This window comes from Salinimicrobium aquimaris (assembly GCF_035607535.1).
Lineage (GTDB): Bacteria > Bacteroidota > Bacteroidia > Flavobacteriales > Flavobacteriaceae > Salinimicrobium.
The window spans coordinates 498,923-517,955 of record NZ_JAYDZX010000001.1 but is presented as its reverse complement, the minus strand read 5'-3'; the positions used below and the strand labels follow the sequence as shown (position 1 = coordinate 517,955).

Genomic DNA, 19,033 nt, shown 5'->3' with positions numbered 1-19,033 from the left:
CTCTATTCCTCATTCAACAGTTGGTTAAGACCTTCAATATCCTGAACCAGCACCTGTCGCGCCTTGCTGCCTTCAAAAGGCCCCACAACACCGGCTGCTTCAAGTTGATCAATGATCCTACCTGCACGGTTATAGCCCAATTTCAGTTTTCTTTGAAGTAATGAAGCCGATCCTTGTTGTGCAATGACAATAACTTCGGCGGCTTCCCGAAAGAGGTTATCCCTGTCGCCAACATCAATATCAAGAGATGTGCCACTTTCCTCTCCGCTGTATTCGGGCAGGTGGTAAGCATCGGGATAGGCTTTTTGTGAGCCAATGAATTCGGTGATCTTATCAACTTCGGGCGTATCTACAAAGGCACATTGCAACCTGAGTAAAGTATTACCCTGGGTAAACAGCATATCTCCTTTCCCTATAAGTTGATCGGCGCCCTGGCTGTCTAAGATTGTTCGGGAGTCGATCTTGGAGGTCACTCTAAAAGCGATCCTGGCAGGGAAATTCGCTTTAATGATCCCGGTAATTACGTTTACAGAAGGCCTCTGCGTGGCAATGATAAGGTGAATACCTATTGCCCTGGCAAGTTGAGCCAGTCGGGCGATTGGAGCTTCAACTTCCTTCCCGGCCGTCATAATCAGATCTGCAAACTCATCTACCACAAGAACGATATACGGCAAAAATTTATGACCGTTCTCCGGGTTTAATTTTCTTGCCTTGAACTTGGCATTATACTCCTTGATATTCCGCACCATCGCATCCTTGAGCAACTCATAGCGATTGTCCATTTCAATACAAAGCGAGTTAAGGGTATTGATGACTTTGGTGTTATCGGTAATAATTGCTTCTTCGGTATCTGGCAGCTTTGCGAGATAATGTCTTTCGATCTTATTAAAGAGAGTCAATTCTACCTTTTTTGGATCTACCAGGATGAATTTTACTTCTGCCGGATGTTTGCTGTAGAGCAAAGAAGTGAGAATGGCATTTAGTCCAACAGATTTACCCTGTCCTGTTGCCCCTGCCATTAGAAGGTGAGGCATCTTGGCGAGGTCAACAACAAAAGTTTCATTTGAAATTGTCTTACCAAGGGCCATTGGCAATTCCATTTCGGCATTCTGGAAGCGGGGAGAGGCGATCACGCTTCTCATGGAAACCATGGTAGAATTCTTGTTAGGAACTTCAATACCTATAGTTCCTTTTCCGGGGATAGGTGCAATGATCCTGATTCCCAGTGCCGATAGGGAAAGAGCAATATCATCTTCCAGACTCTTGATCTTGGAGATCCTTATCCCGGCTTCCGGAATGATCTCGTAAAGGGTAACTGTGGGCCCTACGGTCGCCTTTATCTGGGCGATGTCAATTTTGTAATTCTTGAGAGTGTCTACAATTTTGTTCTTGTTCTCCTCAAGCTCTTCCTGATTGATGGTTATACCACCTCCATTGGCATTATAATCCTTTAATAGTTCAATGGTAGGAAACTGGTAATTTTTAAGTTCCAAAGTGGGATCAAATTCTCCGTAATCCTCTACCAGTTTTCGGCTAAGGCTGTCATCAACTTCCTCCTCCTGTGCTGTTTCCACCTCCATTTCAACATCATCGGGATTTTCCCCCGAACGTATTACCATCTTTTCCGGTGCCGGTGTGGGTATGGGGGCTTTGGGTTTTTCAGGTTCGGGAGTTGTGGGTTTCGGTTTTGCTTCAGGTTCACTTTTTATTTCCTCTGAAGGGCTTTTTACTTTTATGTCTTCAGAAACTGAAGCAGATCTAAAGTCCTCAGAAATGTCTTTTTTGGTTCTTTTAAATGCTGAAAGAATTTTTTCCGGAGTAAGCTTCAGCCTTACCACAAGGTAAACAATGAGTAAAAAGGTAAGAAGAAGTACTGTTCCGGTAAAGCCGAGGTAATCCTGAAGATAATCGTTTATTTCAAAACCAACGGTACCCCCTAGTAGCGCATTAGTCTCTGCAAAAAACCCAAAAAATACAGACAACCAGATCATCACCAAGATACCCCAAAACCAGAATTTGAAAAGCGGGTTCTTGTTAAGGCTAAAGAAGTAATAGATCCCTGTAATGACGGTAAGGATCGCAATAGCGAAAGCTGCCACTCCAAACCCGTCATAAATGAAAAAGTTGCTTATGGCAGCTCCAAATTTGCTCAAAAGGTTTTGGGTTTCTACCTCGCGATTCCCAAGTTGATCTAAAGTGCTTTGATCTGCCTGCCAGTTAAAGAGGAAGGAAGTAAAAGCGATTAAAAGGGCCAGGCCAAAAAAGATCAAAAAACTCCCTAAAATAACTTTCCCTTTGGGAGAAAGCTTCATAGATGGCTTTGAAAAAGAGGATTTTGAGGAGGATTTTTTGACAGCTTTTCTTTTAGCCATAATGAGACTCAGGGTTTGGGGGCAAAAATACAAATTAGCATCAGCTAATATAAAGAAAAGCAAAAATCTATTTGAAAGAAGTTACCGGCAGGTTTTAAAGTTGATCTATAACGTGTAGAAGATATAGGGAAGGTAAATGATCAAACCCACAGCTACAGCTACTACAGCTGCAAAAAATACTGCTCCTGCAGCTACATCTTTTATACGGCCAATCTTTACGTGGTAATCTGCGTGAACGAAATCGGCAATATTTTCAATTGCTGTATTAACGCCTTCTGTGGCCATGACCAGCCCAATGGATAGGATCTGGAACATCCATTCTGTAGCGGTGATATCAAAGTAAAAGCCGGCAATGGTGACAAAGATGGAAATAACAAATTGTACCTGAATGCTGGGTTCATGTCTCAACAGCAGCCAGGCACCTTTTATTGCATAACCACCACCTTTGATACGGCCGGTGATAAAATTATACATTATAACAGGGGTTTTAGTGCCTCCAGGTAATCAGGTTCCTTGTCAATATCCTTTACTTGTTCTGTATGAAGGATCTTTCCATTTTCATCGAGCACAATGACTACTCTGGACAATAGACCTTCCCACGCACCATCTATCATTTCCAAACCATAATCTTTTCCAAAATTACGTTCTCTGAAATCTGAAAGATTTTCACAATTGGCAATCTCATTATCTTTTTTAAACCTTTCCTGTGCAAAAGGCAGATCCCGTGAAATATTTAAGACCACAACATTATTTAATTCGCTGGCCCTCTCACTAAAATTCTTTACGGAGGTCGCGCAAACAAAGGTGTCAATACTTGGAAAAATATTCATAATAACTCTTTTGCCTTTAAAATCCTGAAGTGTCGCTACACTTAGATCAGATCTCAAAAGTTCAAAATGCGGAGCCTTTTCTCCCTTTTCGGGAAGGTGTCCATAGGTAGTAATCGACTTTCCTTTATGTGTGATTTGTGACATATCCTGTTTCCTTGGTGGTTCAATTATTAAATTTAAAATTTTAGGGTTTCTTATTTACTAAAATTGTCATAAAACAAAAAGGCTGCCTAAAAAACTTAGGCAGCCTTGATAATCAATGTTGGTGCGGTTTATTTATCAATTGAACTCAGCACCTTTTTCATGAAGTTGTTTGCCGCATCTCTTTCGGGCATTCCTTCATCTATCATTTTTTGAACCTCCAGGGCTCCGCAAATGTTACTGATCAATTCTCCAACAACATCCATTTCTTCATCACTCACAGACCTGTGGTCGCAAAATGACTCCAAAACTTCAAGAGTGTGTTCGAGTTTTTCCTGATCGTTATTTTTTTGCAGATGTCTAATTACTGGTAACTTCATTGACTAAGTCTTTTAAAAGTTCAAATTTGTTGGTCTGTACCTGGTTTACCAATTCCCCATTCTTAAAAGTAGCAAAGGTTGGTAAATTGTCTACTTTGGCCAGCTTTCTTGATTCAGGAAATTTTTCGGCATCTACCAGGAGAAAAGTCGCGTTCTCGTTTTCAGCAGCAAGCTTCCTGAACTTGGGCTTCATCACCCTGCAGTTTCCACACCAACCTGCCATGTATTGCACAACTACTGTGTCATTCTCAGAAACTACTTCTGCTAAATTATCATTTGTCAATTCTCTCATGCTCGGGCTTTTTTAGTTTGCGCTCAGGTAAGATGCTACTCCCTGACGGTTGGCATTCATTGCCTCTTTACCTTCTTCCCAGTTTGCAGGACATACTTCTCCTTTTTCCTGTACGTGAGTATAAGCATCAACCAAACGGATGAATTCTTTCACGTTTCTTCCAAGTGGCATATGGTTAACGCTCTCGTGGAAAATAGTTCCCTCTTCGTCGATAAGGTAAGTAGCACGGTAGGTTACGTTGTCACCTTCAACAGTATAGGTTCCTGTTTCTTCGTTGTAGTTCTCGTTGGTGATATCAAGGATCCCAAGCTGGTTAGCAAGGTTTCTGTTAGAGTCTGCAAGGATTGGATAAGTCACTCCTTCGATCCCTCCATTGTCTTTTGGAGTGTTAAGCCATGCAAAGTGAACTTCGGGAGTATCACAGGATGCCCCGATCACCATTACGTTTCTCTTTTCAAATTCGGCCATAGCCTCTTGAAAAGCATGAAGTTCTGTTGGGCAAACGAATGTGAAATCTTTTGGGTACCAAAAAAGTAAAACTTTCTTAGCGTTGTTTTTTGCTTCTTCAAAAACATTGATCTTAAAAGTATCCCCCATTTCGTTCATAGCGTTTACTTCTAAGTTTGGAAATTTTCTTCCTACTAATGCCATAGTATTTCAAGTTTATAGTTATTTATTCAATTCGGCTGCAAAGATAAAAACAAAGAGCGGCCTCAAAAAGGCCGCAAATCTTTATTTTTTATTTGATTATAGGTTTTGTCAATTGCAGTAAAAGAATTCCATAATTTATTCTTATTTAAGCTGCGATTTTGCTTCCCAGTTGCCTGATCTTAATATTGAACGCCGCGTAAAACAAAGTCATGAACGGACTCAAATAATTGAAGATGGCATAGAAGAAATAGGATGCTACCGGCACTCCCAATACTCCGCTGTGATAGGCTCCACAGGTATTCCACGGAATGAGTACAGAGGTCACGGTTCCGGAGTCTTCGAGCGAGCGGCTAAGATTTTCCGGAGCCAGACCTTTATCCCGGTAAGCTTTGGAAAACATTTTTCCGGGCACAACTATGGCAAGATATTGGTCTGAAGCTGTAGCGTTAAGGGTAACACAACTAAACACCGTACTGGCGAATAGCCCAAAGGTGGTATGGAAAAGGTTGAGCAGGGCTCTGCTTATAGTTGCAAGGGCGCCAATGGCATCCATGATCCCTCCAAACACCATTGCGCAAAGGATAAGCCAAATGGTACCGAGCATTCCAGACATGCCACCGGCCGAGAAAAGATCATTGAGTTGCTCATTATCTGTAGTAATCGAAGTGTCCACTGTGATGGAGTTCATGAGCCCCACATATGCAGCTTCAAAGGAAAGATGGTCATAGCCTGAGACCTGCGTGACCACTTCTGGCTGAAAAATAACGGCAGCAGCTGCTCCAAGCAACGTTCCCAACAAAAGGGCGATTAATGGGGAAGTTTTCATCACGATAAGCACAATGACAAGAACCGGCACCACGAATAACCAGGGAGAAATATTAAAGGCATTTTCTATAGAAGCAAGGATGGAGGCGGTATCTGCAGTACCTTCCGGTTCAATGGTGAAACCCAGGATAGCAAATACAATAAGTGTTATAATAATGGTAGGAACCGTTGTATAGGTCATGTACCTAATGTGAGTGAAAAGATCTGTCCCGGCCATGGCAGGAGCGAGGTTGGTGGTGTCACTTAAGGGGGACATCTTATCCCCAAAATAAGCACCCGAAAGTATAGCTCCCGCAGTCATTCCAACCGAAATACCTAAGGCTTCAGCTATCCCTATAAGGGCAATACCTACAGTGGCCGAGGTCGTCCAGCTACTTCCGGTTGCCACAGAGATCACAGAACAAATAATGACCGTGGCTGCAAGAAAGATAGTGGGATTGAGGATCTGGAGTCCGTAATAGATCATGGTGGGGATAATTCCGCTAATGAGCCAGGTTCCTGCAAGAGAACCTACCATAAGCAGAATGAGGATAGCACCGGTAGTGGACTTGATATTGTTCGCCACCTCTTCTATCATCGTGTCAAAAGAGACTTTATTAAATATTCCAACTATTGCTGCAACAGCACCTCCAAGTAAAAGTATGAATTGGTTTGAACCGCTCAGGGAATCATCTCCATAAACAAAGACGTTATATGCAAGCATTCCAATAAGAGCAAAAACAGGGAATAAAGCTTCCCAAATATTCAGTTCGCGATTCGTGTGAATTTTAGTGTCTTCAATAAACTTTTCGTCTTCCATTAAAGGGGGTCTAAATTATGATGCCGTAATGTTACGATTTTTAGTCAAAAGTTAAAAGTTGAGGCTGCATTAGTTGTGGCTGTTGTGGCTTTTTGAACAGAAATTCAAGTTTTGTATGAATTCTAAACAGGTCTTGTTCAAAATAAAAAAGCGGAAATTCCACCTGAGAATTTCCGCTTTTGATATGGTTGAAAGATGGTCTAACCCAATTCGAGAGCAATTTCCACCATTCCTTTAAAGGTTTTCTCCCTTTCTTCGGTCGTTGTTTTTTCACCGGTGACAAGGGAATCTGAAATCGTTAATAAGGACAGGGCATTTACTCCGTGTTTAGCTGCAATGGTGTATAATCCCGAAGATTCCATTTCCACGCAGAGCACTCCAAACTTTGACCACAGCTGGTAAGACTCGAATTCATCGGCGTAAAATTCGTCACTGGTAAGTACGTTCCCGGCCTTGACCTCAATTTCCTTTTCTTTTGCTTTCTCTATAGCCTGCTGAAAAAGTTTAAAACTTGCAGTGGGAGCAAAGTCGGCTCCCTGAAACCTGTACTGGTTGATCCCCGATGTGGAGGATGCTGCCATCGCTATAACGATGTCCCTTATCTTGACGCTTTTTTGATAGGACCCGGCACTTCCTACCCTTATTAGGTTCTTGACATTGAATTCGTTGATCAACTCATGCGCGTAGATGGAGATCGAAGGAACACCCATTCCGGTTCCCTGTACCGAAATTCTACGGCCTTTGTAGGTTCCGGTGTATCCAAACATGTTACGTACCTTGTTGTAGCAGGTAATGTCCTCCAGGTAGGTTTCGGCAATCCATTTTGCCCTTAACGGGTCTCCGGGTAATAATACTGTCTCTGCTATATCGCCTTTTTTGGCGCCTATGTGTATGCTCATTTCTTTAATTCCTTTACTATTGATACTCCCGAAGAAGTTCCTATTCTTTCTACTCCGGCTTCAATGAAAGACAGCGCTGTATCAAGATTCTTGACGCCACCAGATGCCTTGAGCTTTGCCTTGCCTTCTACTGCCTTTTTCATAAGCTCAATATTTTCCATCCTGGCCCCGTCATTTCCAAAGCCTGTAGAAGTTTTTATAAAATCTGCCTTTCCTTTTACAGCGAGCTCGCTGGCAAGAACAATTTCCTGCGGAGTCAAATAACAGGTTTCAAGGATCACCTTGAGAACCCTTTCGCCAACAACTTTTTTTATTGCGGCAATTTCCTCTTCTACTTTTTTAAAGTTCTTTGACCGTAGTTCGCCAATATTGATCACCATGTCCACCTCTTCGGCACCATCTTTTATCGCCTGTTCTGTTTCAAAGACCTTAGCCTCTGTTGACATAGCCCCCAGCGGAAAACCTACTACGGTGCAAACCTTTACTTTAGACCCTTCGAGTTGCTTTTTGGCAAGGCTAACATAGCCGCTGTTCACACAAACCGAAAAGAAATCGTGCTCTTTAGCTTCCTTACAAAGTTCAATGATATCATCTTCTGTAGCTGTAGCCTTTAGAATAGTATGATCTATGTACTTGTTAATTTCAATCATGTTTAAATGTTTTTGCAAAAATGTAATGATTTTGCCGTGTCAAAAATGATGAGGGTCATTTGTAGGGAAGGACCTGCTCGCCGGCAAAACCTCACAAATATAAAGATTCGAAGTCGCTTATAAGATAAATCCTAGAAAAATAAGAGGTCCTGAAAATGACATTTTTTGGACCTCTTATTTTATAAACTTATTATCAATAGTATAGCTTTTTCTCGCTTCTGGGCGACGAAAGAAAATCTATTGCGTCATTTCTTCTGAAGGCTGAAGGATACCAATTTCCATCATGCACTCCCTCATCATTTCATAGGTGCGCTCAATATCGTTGTCCAGACCAATGGAGAATCTTATGATCCCGTCTGTAAGTCCCATTTCCTTTTGCTCGTCCTCGGGAATTTCTGAAGAAGTGGAAGTGCCGGGAGCACTGAAAAGTGTCTTATAAAATCCTAAGCTCACCGCGAGGTAGCCCAGATTCTTGTTCTGCATAAGTTCCATCAGCGCATTTGCCTTTTCCAGGGAACCTGCATCAACCACCAACATTCCGCCGTAACCGTATTCGTCGTTCATCATGCTGGAGTACAACTTGTGGCCCGGGTGACTTTTCAGTCCGGGATAAACAGTTCTCAGTCCGTCCTCCTCAAATTTTTGAGCAAGGTACATGGCGTTATGGCTATGTTGCTTTATCCGGATGTGGAGGGTACGAAGGTTCTTAAGAATTGATGCTGCACGAAGGGAATCCATAGTGGGGCCTAACAACATGCTGGCTCCGTCATTGACGCTTCGAAGTTCATTGATGAATTCCTGGGTTCCGCAGGCAACTCCGCCCACCGTATCGCTGGATCCATTGATGAACTTGGTAAGGCTGTGTATCACCACATCTGCTCCCATGGTTGCAGGGGAAATCGCCAGTGGCGAGAAGGTATTGTCCACTACCAGTTTAAGGCCGTGCTTTTTTGCAATTTTTGAAAGTCCTTTAATATCTGCTATTTCAAGAAGAGGATTACTTACTGCTTCGCAAAAAATAACTTTGGTGTTTTCGTTAATCGCTGCTTCAACTTTTTGAAGATTCGTGATGTCAATAAAAGAAGTGCTGATATTAAGTCGGGGTGCAAAATTTTTCAGAAATGCATAGGTTCCTCCGTAGATTGTACGGCTTGAAATTACGTGGTCGCCCGCCCGGCACAGCTGTAAAAGTACGGGGGTAATAGCTCCCATTCCGCTGGCCGCGACGTTTGCAGCTTCGGTGCCTTCCATAGCCGCAAGGGCTTCTCCAAGATACAAGTTTGATGGAGAGGAGTGACGGGAGTACAGGTAGCAACCTTCAGCATTACCTTCAAAGGTGTCAAACATGGTCTTTGCTGAAAGGAAGGTGTAGGTCGAAGAATCCGAAATACTGGGGTTTACCCCTCCAAATTCTCCAAAATGCTGTAAGTCCTGGATCTTATCTGCCGGTTTAAATTTCATAATGGATCTATTTAATATTCCTTCCAAAGAAAAGAAGCTTCAGAAAGAATATCAATGATAAAGCTCATATATAGAAATATTACCTGTCAAAAATCATATTTTTAGATAATGTTTCTGATATCTTTGCTGAATCACCACTTTTAGAGAAAATTTTACAGATGAAGACAGACAATACCGACAAAAAATTACTGGGACTCCTTCAGGAAAATTCTAAAAAGACCAATAAAGAACTGGCAGGGAAGTTAGGTCTTTCTGTTACTGCGGTGTATGAAAGGATCAGAAAGCTCGAAAGGTCAGGAGTAATCTCTAAGTACGTCGCCCTCGTAAAACCCGAAAAGGTAGATCGTTCTTTTACGGCTTTTTGCCAGATCAAACTTGTGCAGCATACTAAAAAAAATGTCACAGGATTTGAAAGCCAGATAACTAAGCTCACCGAAGTTATGGAAGTATTTCATGTGAGCGGGGAATATGATTATATCCTCAAAGTCATGGTAAAGGATATGGAGGCGTACCGGGAATTTATGCTCAATAAACTCACCGCGCTGGAGCACATAGGAAGCACCCAAAGTACTTTTGTGATTAGTCCGGTGAAGAATACTACCGTCCTAAATGTTTAAGGTGTAAGGTTAAAAGTTCAAGATCTTCTGTGGGTTGAAGAGATATTGACACATCTAGGAACTAGAGACTACCAACTCCGAACTAACTTTTGTACTTTTGTTTCTCTTTTTAAAAAATCAACAAAAACTATTTTTATGAGCACATATGATGTTGCTGTTATAGGATCAGGCCCGGGAGGGTATGTAGCTGCGATTCGCTGCGCCCAGTTGGGAATGAAAACCGCACTTATAGAAAAATACTCCAGCCTTGGAGGTACTTGTTTGAACGTGGGATGTATCCCAAGTAAAGCCTTACTTGATTCTTCACACCACTACGATGATGCCATAAAGCATTTTGAAGAGCACGGGATCGAAATTCCGGGAGAGGTAAAGGTGAACCTGGAGAAAATGATCGAGAGAAAACGGTCTGTAGTGAATCAAACTGTAGATGGGATCAAGTTCCTTATGAACAAGAACAAAATTGAGGTTTTTGAAGGGGTAGGTTCTTTTAAGGACGCAACTCATATAAACATCAAAAAATCTGATGGTGAGACCGAAACCCTCGAGGCAAAGAATACGATTATAGCTACAGGTTCAAAACCGGCAAGTCTGCCTTTCATTAACCTTGACAAGGAGAGGATCATCACTTCTACCGAAGCATTGGAGCTTAAGGAGATCCCCGAACACATGGTTGTAATTGGTGGCGGAGTCATAGGACTGGAGCTTGGGCAGGTTTACATGAGACTGGGAGCCAAAGTTTCTGTGGTGGAGTATATGGACAGTATTATTCCAACAATGGATTCTGCTTTGGCCAAAGAGTTGACCAAAAGCCTGAAGAAGCAGGGAATGAAGTTCTATGTTTCTCACAAGGTCAATGCCGTAGAGAGAAACGGTGACGAAGTAGTGGTGAAAGCTAAGGACAAAAAGTATAAAGATGTAGAATTTAAGGGAGATTACTGCCTGGTTTCTGTGGGTAGAAAACCTTATACCGAAGGTCTCAATGCCGATGCTGCCGGAGTGAAGATCGACGACCGCGGAAGGATCGAAGTAAATGAGCACTTGCAGACTTCTGTTAAAAACATTTATGCAATTGGAGATGTAATAAAAGGTCCTATGCTGGCGCACAAAGCTTCGGAAGAAGGAACTCTTGTTGCTGAAGTTATTGCCGGACAAAAGCCACACATCAACTACAACCTTATTCCCGGAGTGGTCTATACCTGGCCTGAAGTTGCCGGAGTGGGGAAGACCGAAGAGCAACTTAAGGAAGAAGGAATTAAATATAAGGAAGGAAAGTTCCCAATGCGCGCCCTTGGAAGATCAAGAGCCAGTGGAGATATTGATGGAATGGTCAAGATTCTTTCCGATGAAGCTACAGATGAAGTGCTGGGAGTACATATGATCGGAGCCCGTGTAGCCGATCTTATTGCTGAAGCCGTAACTGCCATGGAGTTCCGCGCCTCGGCTGAAGATATTTCCAGGATGAGCCATGCCCATCCAACCTATGCTGAAGCAGTGAAGGAAGCTGCCCTCGCAGCGACCGGTAACCGACCGATCCATATATAGGCTATTCTCAAAGAGTTTATGATGACCTGTCAAAAATGTCCTTTTTGGCAGGTTATTTTTTTGTTTCAATTTGGAAACAAAAATTTTCTTTGGGTCGTTTTTGCGTTGTCTCTTTTACTACATTTATATCGAAATCAATTCTTTAAAAAAGATGCCAAAAGAAAAGTCGCCTTCAAAGAACTCAGCCAAAAAAGAGCCGGTACTGAGTCTTAAAGAAAAGCGTGCTGCAAAAGCCGCAAAAAAGAAAAGCAGAACCTAATTCAATTTTAACAGATAAAGGTAAAGGCTGTCAATGGACAGCCTTTTTAGTTCTAGAATGGTTAATATATGAACTAATTGTCGTCACCTACAAATTTGAAGAACCGGCTTTCTCCGCCGTCTTTCGTTTCTTCCTGATACAGAAATTGCAGGTTATTTTCGTCAAAGATCCTGAAGAACTCTTCCCAGGAAATATTTTTTAGATTGTCTTCTGCATAGCCGGGGAAATTTATGCGTAAGAGTCCGCCGCCTTTACTGCTTTTTGAAGTACTTTCAACTACGGCAGGTTTACCATCCCTGGCTTCAGTCCAATTTTTTATAGTGTTGTGATCTTTTGTGGTTTTTGAATCTGATTTTGCCATGGTCAACTAGTTTTTAATTAATATCTCTCTAAATTCAAATTTTTGCCATTCAGGAAAAAGAGTTTTAACAGCAAAAGAATATTTCTGTTAAGCTCTTGTGAATCAGGTGGTGGAGTTACTTCCTTTTTCTGAATACTCTAATTTTCCAGTATCCTTTTTTGAAGTAGATGAATGCAGCGAGGGCTGCGATGAGATTGGATATAGGGAAAGCCCACCAGATACCTTCGTAGCTTAAACCGGTTCTGTGAGACAGTACAAAAGCAACGGGAAATCTTATGATCCAGAGGTTAAGTATGGAGATAAGCATGGATGCTTTGGTGAAGCCGGCGCCATTGAACACCCCGTTTAAAACCTGCTGTACACCCAGGAGTCCAAAACTGGGAGCCATTATTTTAATGAAAAGCGATGCATCTTTAATAACATCGGGGTCATTTGGTATAAAGAAAGCAGTAATAGGTTCAGCAAAAAAGTACATAAGCAAACCCATTCCCGTGAGCCCGAAAAAAGCGATCTGACTACTGAGGTTGGCCACTTTTTCGGCTCTTTTGATTTTGATGGCTCCAATATTTTGCCCTACCAGAGAAGTCGTGGCAATGGCTAATCCTAGTGCCGGAATGACAATAAAACTCAGGATCCTGGCACCAATTCCGTATGCGGCTACGACCTCACTTCCAAAGCCCGTGACCAGTACTACCATAAATGTCATTCCCAGTGCGCGTGTCGACTGCTCCACACTTGCGGGAACTCCGAGGTTAACAATCCTCTTTAAGGTGAAGAAATGCGGCCGCATTTGATCCAAACGTATCCTAATCCCGCTATTACCTCTAAAAAGGATCCATAAGCCTATTGCTGCGGAAAGAGCCTGTGTAACAATGCTAGCAACCGCTGCCCCTGCGACACCATATCCCGGGATTGGTCCATACCCGTAAATAAAAAGCGGATCCAGAAAAAGATTGAGAAAAACGGTAAACAAAACTATGTAAACCGGAAGCATTACATTGCCGATTCCGCGCATGAGAGATTGAAAAGCAAAGAACATGAACAGAAAGACAAAACCTATTGAGGATACCTGAAAGTATTCTACAGAATCACCTAAGATCTCAGGTCCGGCTCCAATAAGTCTCATGAGGGGTGCGGCAGAAAAGTAGCTCAGGACAGAAAGCATTAGAGATACAAAAAAGATGAGGGAGATGGTTTGCGAGGAATTGAAATCTACCTTTCTTTGATCTTCGGCTCCATAGTACTGGGAAACCAGTACCGTTCCTGCCAGAGTCAAGCCAGATCCCAATGAAAGCACGAGGAACAACAGGGGAAAACTAATGCTCACCGCAGCTACTGCGTTTGCACCCAAACGGCCTAACCAAAAAGTGTCGATCAACTGGTAAGCTGTTTGAAGAATATTTGCCAGGATTATGGGAACGGCAAGATTAAAGAGGGAACTAAAGATTTTACCTTCAGTGTATTTCCTTTTTTGCTTCATCTGGAACAAAAATACTGCAGCCAAATACCAATTCATGCTAAAACTTTAATAATTCCGCCAATGGTAGCATAAGGAGATGCAATTACAAATTGTAAGAAACATCTTCAGGAAAAATCTAAACCGGCGTTGTTCAACAAGTAATTGGACAAATTGATCTTATCCCAAAAATTAGGAGTTGTTGATCATGAAGAAATTTCGTAAATTAAAGGAGTTGAATGTATTAAGTAAGAATATGATCTAAAATTACTGAAAACTCTATTACATCATGAGCGTTTTAACAAACATCTGGAATAACTACACAGTTGAGTTTTCCACTGCCCAGAAGGTAATTATTGCTATTGTGCTTGGTATGATCTTTTTGATCGCGATTCTGGCCATTGTATTGGTCATTATGGAAATTGCCAAGTAACATACACCTTAAAAGTGTGAAACACCTAAGCCTTTTTTCAAGGGCTGTCTTTCTATTGTCTCTACTTACTTAAATAATTTCTTCTTTACGAATCATTCTCTTACTAACCTGTTAATGCTTGGGCTTCTTGTTCATTCCCTCAATTTTTAATATCTTTAGGTAGAACTAATTAGCTCTTGCTAAGAAAAAATGGAGTCATGGATGTAAATACGATCTACAAATTGATGAAGCCTCACCTCGATCTGTTGAATTCTTCAGAAAAAGCTGCTCTTTCTAAATTGATCAATAGCCGAAAACCCGAAAAAGTGACTTGTGCTCACCGTAGGATCCTGTCTGTGACAAAAGCCAAGGAAAAATTAAAGACCTTTTGCCGGCGCGAAATGCAACGGGAGAAAATGGAGCACACAGCCCTCTAATTTTTTGTTAATCCCGGATTTCCCGCAATTTCTTCTGATTATTTCCTGTAATTTCAGGAAGAAAGATCATAATCATGGAGGAGAAAATATTATTGGCCGGGGCTTCAGGAGCTCTAGGCCTGGAAGTACTAAAACTACTTCATCAACAGGGGAAAAAGGTAAGAGCCCTTGTACATTCTGCAGACGGAGTTGAAAAGGTGTCGAACTTTACCGATGATGTATGGCGGGCCGATGCCAGTGAAGGCAATGAGGTCATTAAAGACATTACTAAAGACATCTCTATAGTTATTTCTACCCTTGGAAAAAGTGTTAGTCTCTTTACTAACCGCGGAAAATCTTTTATGGAAAACGATTTTTACGCAAACTCTAATATCCTGGACGATGCCGTAAAGAACAATGTGAAGAGATTTATCTATGTTTCAATTAAAGGTGCTGAAAAAGCCTTGGAGTATGAGGTAGCCAAATCTCATAAAATGGTGGAGGATGCACTGGAAGCCTCCGGCCTGGATTACACCATCATAAGACCTGTTGGATTTTTTTCGGGCTTGAACGATCTGGCAATCATGGCAAAAAGAAAAGTTATTCCCATAGTAGGGGACGGTAATGCCCGCACAAATAGTATTCATCAAAAAGACCTGGCAAAGGTCGTTGTGAAGTATTTAAATGAAGGTCCCGATTTAATAGAAGTAGGAGGGCCACTGGTACATACGCGCCGGGAAATGGCCGACATGATCGCCGAAAAGATTGGAGGGAAAGTTATTCCTGTTCCCGAGAAAGTGGCCGAATGGGGAATGTTTCTGCCCGAAATGGTTGATGATAATATTTCTGCCAAACTAAAATATTTCAAATTTGTGACTACTAACGATATGATCGGGGAAAAACATGGAGATATTACCTTTGAAGAATATCTTGAAAGTCTCGACCTGGAAAAAGATCTGCCGTGATGTCCAAAAAATATGATGCTATAGTAATTGGATGTGGAAGTAATGGAATAGCTGCGGCAATACGGCTACAGCAAAAAGGTCTCAACACTGCCATTTTTGAGCAGTCACCTGTTCCCGGTGGTGCTACCAAGACTCAGGAGTTGACTCTGCCGGGCTTTAAACATGATGTGGGTTCTGCTATTTTGCCTTTAGGGCTTGCTTCCCCTTTTTTCAGGGATCTTCCCCTGCAGGATCATGGGCTTGAGTGGGTGTTTCCTGAAGTAGCTTATGCCCATCCCTTTACAGACGGTACAGCTCATGCCTGCTACAAAGATATACATGCCACTGCCGCACAACTGGGAGAGGATAAGGATGAATACCTGAATCTCATAAAACCGTTGCTGGATAACTGGGATAAGCTCAACAAGGATCTCCTTGGCCCGTTGGGAATCCCCGATCATCCTCTACAATTCATGAAATTTGGATTAAAGGCTTTACCCTCTGCCCGGATGATAGCCAACAGGTACTTCAAAAATGAGAAAACCAGGATGTTCTTTTATGGCTCGGCAGCGCATTCTACCTTGCCTTTGACGAGCCTCGCATCAGCTTCCTTTGGGCTGGTGCTTACCACAAGTGCCCACAAGTACAACTGGCCATTTCCCAAAGGTGGAGCCGGGAAATTCTTTAATGCCCTCGTAAAACATTACGAATCATTGGGAGGAGAGATACATACGGGTCATTTCGTGCAGGATATTCGGGATCTTCCGGCTGCATACGCTTATCTCTTTGATCTGACTCCAAAGCAATTGCTGAAGGTCAGGGGACTCAACTTTAATTCTTTTTACAGAAAGAGAATGCAGTCGTATAAATATGGTGCCGGAGTTTTCAAAATGGATTGGGCTCTAAGTGAACCAATCCCGTTCACCAGCGAAAAATGCCGGAAAGCAGCGACTGTACATCTTGGTTTTTCTCAACAGGAAATAGAGGAGTCTGAAAAAGGGATTCATGAAAAGAACATGACAAAAACTCCTTATGTGTTGATTGCTCAACATACACCTTTTGATCCTTCCCGGGCTCCTGAAGGTAAACATACGGCATGGGCCTATGTGCATGTTCCCAATGGAAGTACTACCGATTATTCAGAAGTTATTGAAGATCAAATTGAACGTGCAGCTCCTGGATTTAAAGATACTATTCTGGCGCGTTCTTCAATGAACACAGTTGCTATGGAACAGTTTGATCCAAACCTTATTGGGGGAGATATTAATGGTGGAAAGCAGGACATTACTCAACTTTTTACCCGACCTGTCGCCCGGTTATCTCCTTATTCCACACCAGATCCCCGGGTTTACATCTGTTCATCGTCCACCCCTCCCGGGGGTGGGGTTCATGGAATGTGTGGATTCCATGCGGCTCAAAAAGCCTTGAAAGATCATTTTAAAGAACTGCTTTAAAAAAGAATGGCCGGAAAATTTCCGGCCATTCTATATTTAATTTGGGTGTATTACTGCTGATTTTCTGAAGGAACCGGGAAACCTCGATCCCTCATCAAAGCATCAATGGTGGCATCTCTTCCTCTAAAGAGCCTGTAAGCTTCTGCAGGGTCCATAGCGTTACGCGGAGCGAATAGGTATTTTACCAGTTTTTCGGCTACAGTCTTATCATAGAATCCTCCCGGGGCCTCTCTAAAAGCTTCCGCAGCATCCGATGTCAGGACATCTGCCCACAGGTAACCGTAGTACCCCGTAGCATATCCTTCCCCGGAGAAAACGTGGCCAAAGTGCGGAGTTCTGTGTCTCATTACGATCTGTGATGGCATATTGAGCTCATCCAGGGTCTCCTTTTCAAAGGTATCCATGTCTATCTCTTCAGGATCTGTAGTGTGCAACTTCATATCCATTAGTGCAGATGCAAGAAACTCGGTGGTTGCAAATCCCTGATTGAAAGTAGAGGCTTTCTTGATCTTTGCTACCAGTTCCTGCGGAATCGGCTCACCCGTTTCGTGGTGAACAAGAAAGCGATTGATCACTTCATCTGTAGATAGCCAGCGCTCGAGTAGTTGTGACTGGAACTCGGTGTAATCCCTCACCCCGCTGTTGAGGATTGGATATTTTACTTCTGAAGCAAAGAAGTGCAGGGCATGACCGAATTCGTGGAAAAAAGTAGTTGCATCATCCCAGGAGATCAAAACGGGTTCTCCCGGAGCCGGTTTTATGAAATTCGAATTATTGGAAGCCAGAACGGTTTCTTCTTTTTCATCCATTTCGGTATGGCTTCGGTATTGTGAAGCCCATGCGCCGGAGCGTTTTCCTTTGCGGGCGTATGGATCGAGATACCAAAGGCCAATATGTTTGCCACTGTCCTTATCTGTCACCTCCCAGACTTTTACATCCTCATGATAAACGGGAACTGTCCCTTCCGGCACCGGGGTGAATTTATAGTTAAATATCCTGTCTGCTGTGTAAAGTAATGCTTCAGTAAGCTTGTTTAATTGCAGGTACTGCTTTACTTCATCCGATTCCAGGTCGTATTTTTGCTGCCGAACTTTTTCTGCATAGTACCTGTAATCCCAGGGAGCGATCACGATATCCTTTCCTTCGGCTTTGGCAAGCGCCTGCATATCGGCTACCTCTTCTTCAACCCGTGCCAGGGCAGCAGGCCACACTGCTTCCATGAGCTCCATGGCTCTTTCGGGAGTTTTTGCCATTCTGTTTTGGAGTCGCCACTGAGCGTAATTATCATAACCCAGCAACTCAACTCTTTCATCTCTCAACTTCAGGATCTCTTCTATGATCTCTTTGTTGTCGTATTCATCGTCGTTATCACCACGGGAATAATAGTTTTTCCAAACCTGCTTTCTTAATTCTCTTTCATCAGAATAAGTAAGGAATGGATCCATAGAGGAGCGGGTATTAAGTACCGCATATTTTCCTTCCTCACCACGATCGGCCGCGGCTTTTGCAGCAGCTTTCACGTACGACTCCGGTAGACCGCTTAGTTCGTCCTCCTCAAGGTAAACGACGTAATTCTCTTCTTCGGCCAAAACATTGTTGCTAAACCGGGTGTAAAGACGCGATAGCTCCTTGTTGATTTCGGCATAGCGGGCTTTGTCTGCTTCATTAAGATCTGCACCTTCCATTGCAAAATCTTCGTACATAAGTTGTACAGCTCTCTGTTTTTGAGGGGAAAGAGGATTCTTCAGGGAATTTTCATAAACGGATTTTACCCTTTCAAAAAGCTCTTTATTTTGAGATATTTTTGAAGAGTATTCAGAAATCTTTGGGGCCAATCTCTGCTGAATTTCCCTAAACTCCGGCGAAGACATATTGCTGCTCCAAATGCCGTAGTAGGTAAAAACTCGGTCCAACTCTTCTCCCGATTTTTGCATTGCCAGAACGGTATTTTCAAAAGTGGGGGGAGCAGGGTTTGCAGAGATCATGAGCACTTCCTGTAAGTGCGAAGCCATGGCAGTTTCCATCGCCGGCTGTAGATCTTCAAGTTTCATTTCATCGAATGCAGGGACCCCGCCATAGGGGCCTGTCCATTCCTGTAAAAGATCATTTTTCATAGTAGATTTTTGTACTGTTTCGGCCTGTTGATCCTGCGGTGTGGGAACAGGAGAATTTCCTGAACCACATGCTGCAATGACTGTGGCTGTAATTAGACCAATACTCAATTTTTTTGTGGGGATCATTTTCTTTTCATTAAAATTATTCGATTTCCAAG

19 protein-coding genes are annotated in these 19,033 nt (G+C 42.6%); 6 read left to right on the top strand and 13 right to left on the bottom strand.

What is annotated here, in order from left to right; genetic code table 11:
• Positions 1-2: 2 nt before the first annotated feature.
• The 10 genes from VR862_RS02305 to VR862_RS02260 form a co-directional block, all read right to left on the bottom strand.
• On the bottom strand, positions 3-2,372 hold the full coding sequence (locus VR862_RS02305; RefSeq protein ID WP_324719327.1) for a DNA translocase FtsK: 2,370 nt from the start codon (positions 2,370-2,372) through the stop codon (positions 3-5).
• 105 nt (positions 2,373-2,477) lie between these two features.
• On the bottom strand, positions 2,478-2,846 hold the full coding sequence (locus VR862_RS02300; protein WP_324719326.1) for a diacylglycerol kinase family protein: 369 nt from the start codon (positions 2,844-2,846) through the stop codon (positions 2,478-2,480).
• Positions 2,846-3,346: a thiol peroxidase gene (gene tpx, locus VR862_RS02295; protein ID WP_324719325.1), complete on the bottom strand. Its 501-nt coding sequence runs from the start codon at positions 3,344-3,346 to the stop codon at positions 2,846-2,848. The genes VR862_RS02300 and tpx overlap by 1 nt, the downstream gene beginning before the upstream one ends.
• Before the next feature lie 128 nt (positions 3,347-3,474).
• Positions 3,475-3,723, bottom strand: coding sequence for a DUF6952 family protein (locus tag VR862_RS02290; RefSeq protein WP_029033525.1), 249 nt, complete (start codon positions 3,721-3,723; stop codon positions 3,475-3,477).
• Positions 3,704-4,015 carry a thioredoxin family protein gene (locus tag VR862_RS02285; RefSeq protein ID WP_324719324.1) on the bottom strand — a complete coding sequence of 104 codons (312 nt, stop codon included), beginning with the start codon at positions 4,013-4,015 and terminating at the stop codon, positions 3,704-3,706. Before VR862_RS02285 ends, VR862_RS02290 begins: the two co-directional genes overlap by 20 nt.
• A 12-nt stretch (positions 4,016-4,027) precedes the next feature.
• Complete coding sequence (locus VR862_RS02280) at positions 4,028-4,666, bottom strand: peroxiredoxin (protein ID WP_324719323.1); 639 nt, start codon at positions 4,664-4,666, stop codon at positions 4,028-4,030.
• Positions 4,667-4,811: 145 nt separating this feature from the next.
• Positions 4,812-6,290: a Na+/H+ antiporter NhaC gene (nhaC, locus tag VR862_RS02275; protein ID WP_324719322.1), complete on the bottom strand. Its 1,479-nt coding sequence runs from the start codon at positions 6,288-6,290 to the stop codon at positions 4,812-4,814.
• A gap of 200 nt (positions 6,291-6,490) precedes the next feature.
• Complete coding sequence (gene deoD, locus VR862_RS02270) at positions 6,491-7,189, bottom strand: purine-nucleoside phosphorylase (protein WP_324719321.1); 699 nt, start codon at positions 7,187-7,189, stop codon at positions 6,491-6,493.
• Complete coding sequence (deoC, locus tag VR862_RS02265) at positions 7,186-7,836, bottom strand: deoxyribose-phosphate aldolase (protein ID WP_324719636.1); 651 nt, start codon at positions 7,834-7,836, stop codon at positions 7,186-7,188. Before deoC ends, deoD begins: the two co-directional genes overlap by 4 nt.
• A gap of 240 nt (positions 7,837-8,076) precedes the next feature.
• On the bottom strand, positions 8,077-9,300 hold the full coding sequence (locus tag VR862_RS02260) for an aminotransferase class I/II-fold pyridoxal phosphate-dependent enzyme (RefSeq protein ID WP_324719320.1): 1,224 nt from the start codon (positions 9,298-9,300) through the stop codon (positions 8,077-8,079).
• A 158-nt stretch (positions 9,301-9,458) separates the two neighbouring features.
• Between VR862_RS02260 and VR862_RS02255 the strand changes: the two genes are divergently transcribed.
• The gene (locus VR862_RS02255) at positions 9,459-9,917 is read left to right on the top strand and encodes an Lrp/AsnC family transcriptional regulator (RefSeq protein ID WP_324719319.1); all 459 of its coding nucleotides are present in this window, start codon (positions 9,459-9,461) and stop codon (positions 9,915-9,917) included.
• 135 nt (positions 9,918-10,052) lie between these two features.
• Positions 10,053-11,459, top strand: a complete 1,407-nt coding sequence (gene lpdA / locus VR862_RS02250; RefSeq protein WP_324719318.1) for a dihydrolipoyl dehydrogenase — start codon at positions 10,053-10,055, stop codon at positions 11,457-11,459.
• Between the two features lie 332 nt (positions 11,460-11,791).
• On the opposite strand, the gene VR862_RS02245 is transcribed toward lpdA, so the two are convergent.
• Positions 11,792-12,079, bottom strand: coding sequence for a hypothetical protein (locus VR862_RS02245; RefSeq protein WP_324719317.1), 288 nt, complete (start codon positions 12,077-12,079; stop codon positions 11,792-11,794).
• 115 nt (positions 12,080-12,194) lie between these two features.
• Positions 12,195-13,595 (bottom strand): MATE family efflux transporter, encoded by a 1,401-nt coding sequence (locus tag VR862_RS02240; RefSeq protein WP_324719316.1) that lies wholly within the window; start codon positions 13,593-13,595, stop codon positions 12,195-12,197.
• A gap of 229 nt (positions 13,596-13,824) precedes the next feature.
• On the opposite strand from VR862_RS02240, the gene VR862_RS02235 reads away from it, so the two are divergent.
• The 4 genes from VR862_RS02235 to VR862_RS02220 all read left to right on the top strand — a co-directional run bounded on the left by VR862_RS02235 (position 13,825) and on the right by VR862_RS02220 (position 16,761).
• Complete coding sequence (locus VR862_RS02235; protein WP_324719315.1) at positions 13,825-13,968, top strand: hypothetical protein; 144 nt, start codon at positions 13,825-13,827, stop codon at positions 13,966-13,968.
• Between the two features lie 197 nt (positions 13,969-14,165).
• Positions 14,166-14,384 (top strand): hypothetical protein, encoded by a 219-nt coding sequence (locus tag VR862_RS02230; RefSeq protein WP_324719314.1) that lies wholly within the window; start codon positions 14,166-14,168, stop codon positions 14,382-14,384.
• Between the two features lie 74 nt (positions 14,385-14,458).
• The gene (locus tag VR862_RS02225; protein ID WP_324719313.1) at positions 14,459-15,328 is read left to right on the top strand and encodes an SDR family oxidoreductase; all 870 of its coding nucleotides are present in this window, start codon (positions 14,459-14,461) and stop codon (positions 15,326-15,328) included.
• Entirely contained in the window at positions 15,328-16,761 is a 1,434-nt protein-coding gene (locus VR862_RS02220) for a phytoene desaturase family protein (RefSeq protein WP_324719635.1), read from the top strand. Before VR862_RS02225 ends, VR862_RS02220 begins: the two co-directional genes overlap by 1 nt.
• A gap of 50 nt (positions 16,762-16,811) precedes the next feature.
• On the opposite strand, the gene VR862_RS02215 is transcribed toward VR862_RS02220, so the two are convergent.
• Positions 16,812-19,001, bottom strand: coding sequence for a M3 family metallopeptidase (locus VR862_RS02215; RefSeq protein ID WP_324719312.1), 2,190 nt, complete (start codon positions 18,999-19,001; stop codon positions 16,812-16,814).
• Between the last annotated feature and the right edge of the window lie 32 nt (positions 19,002-19,033).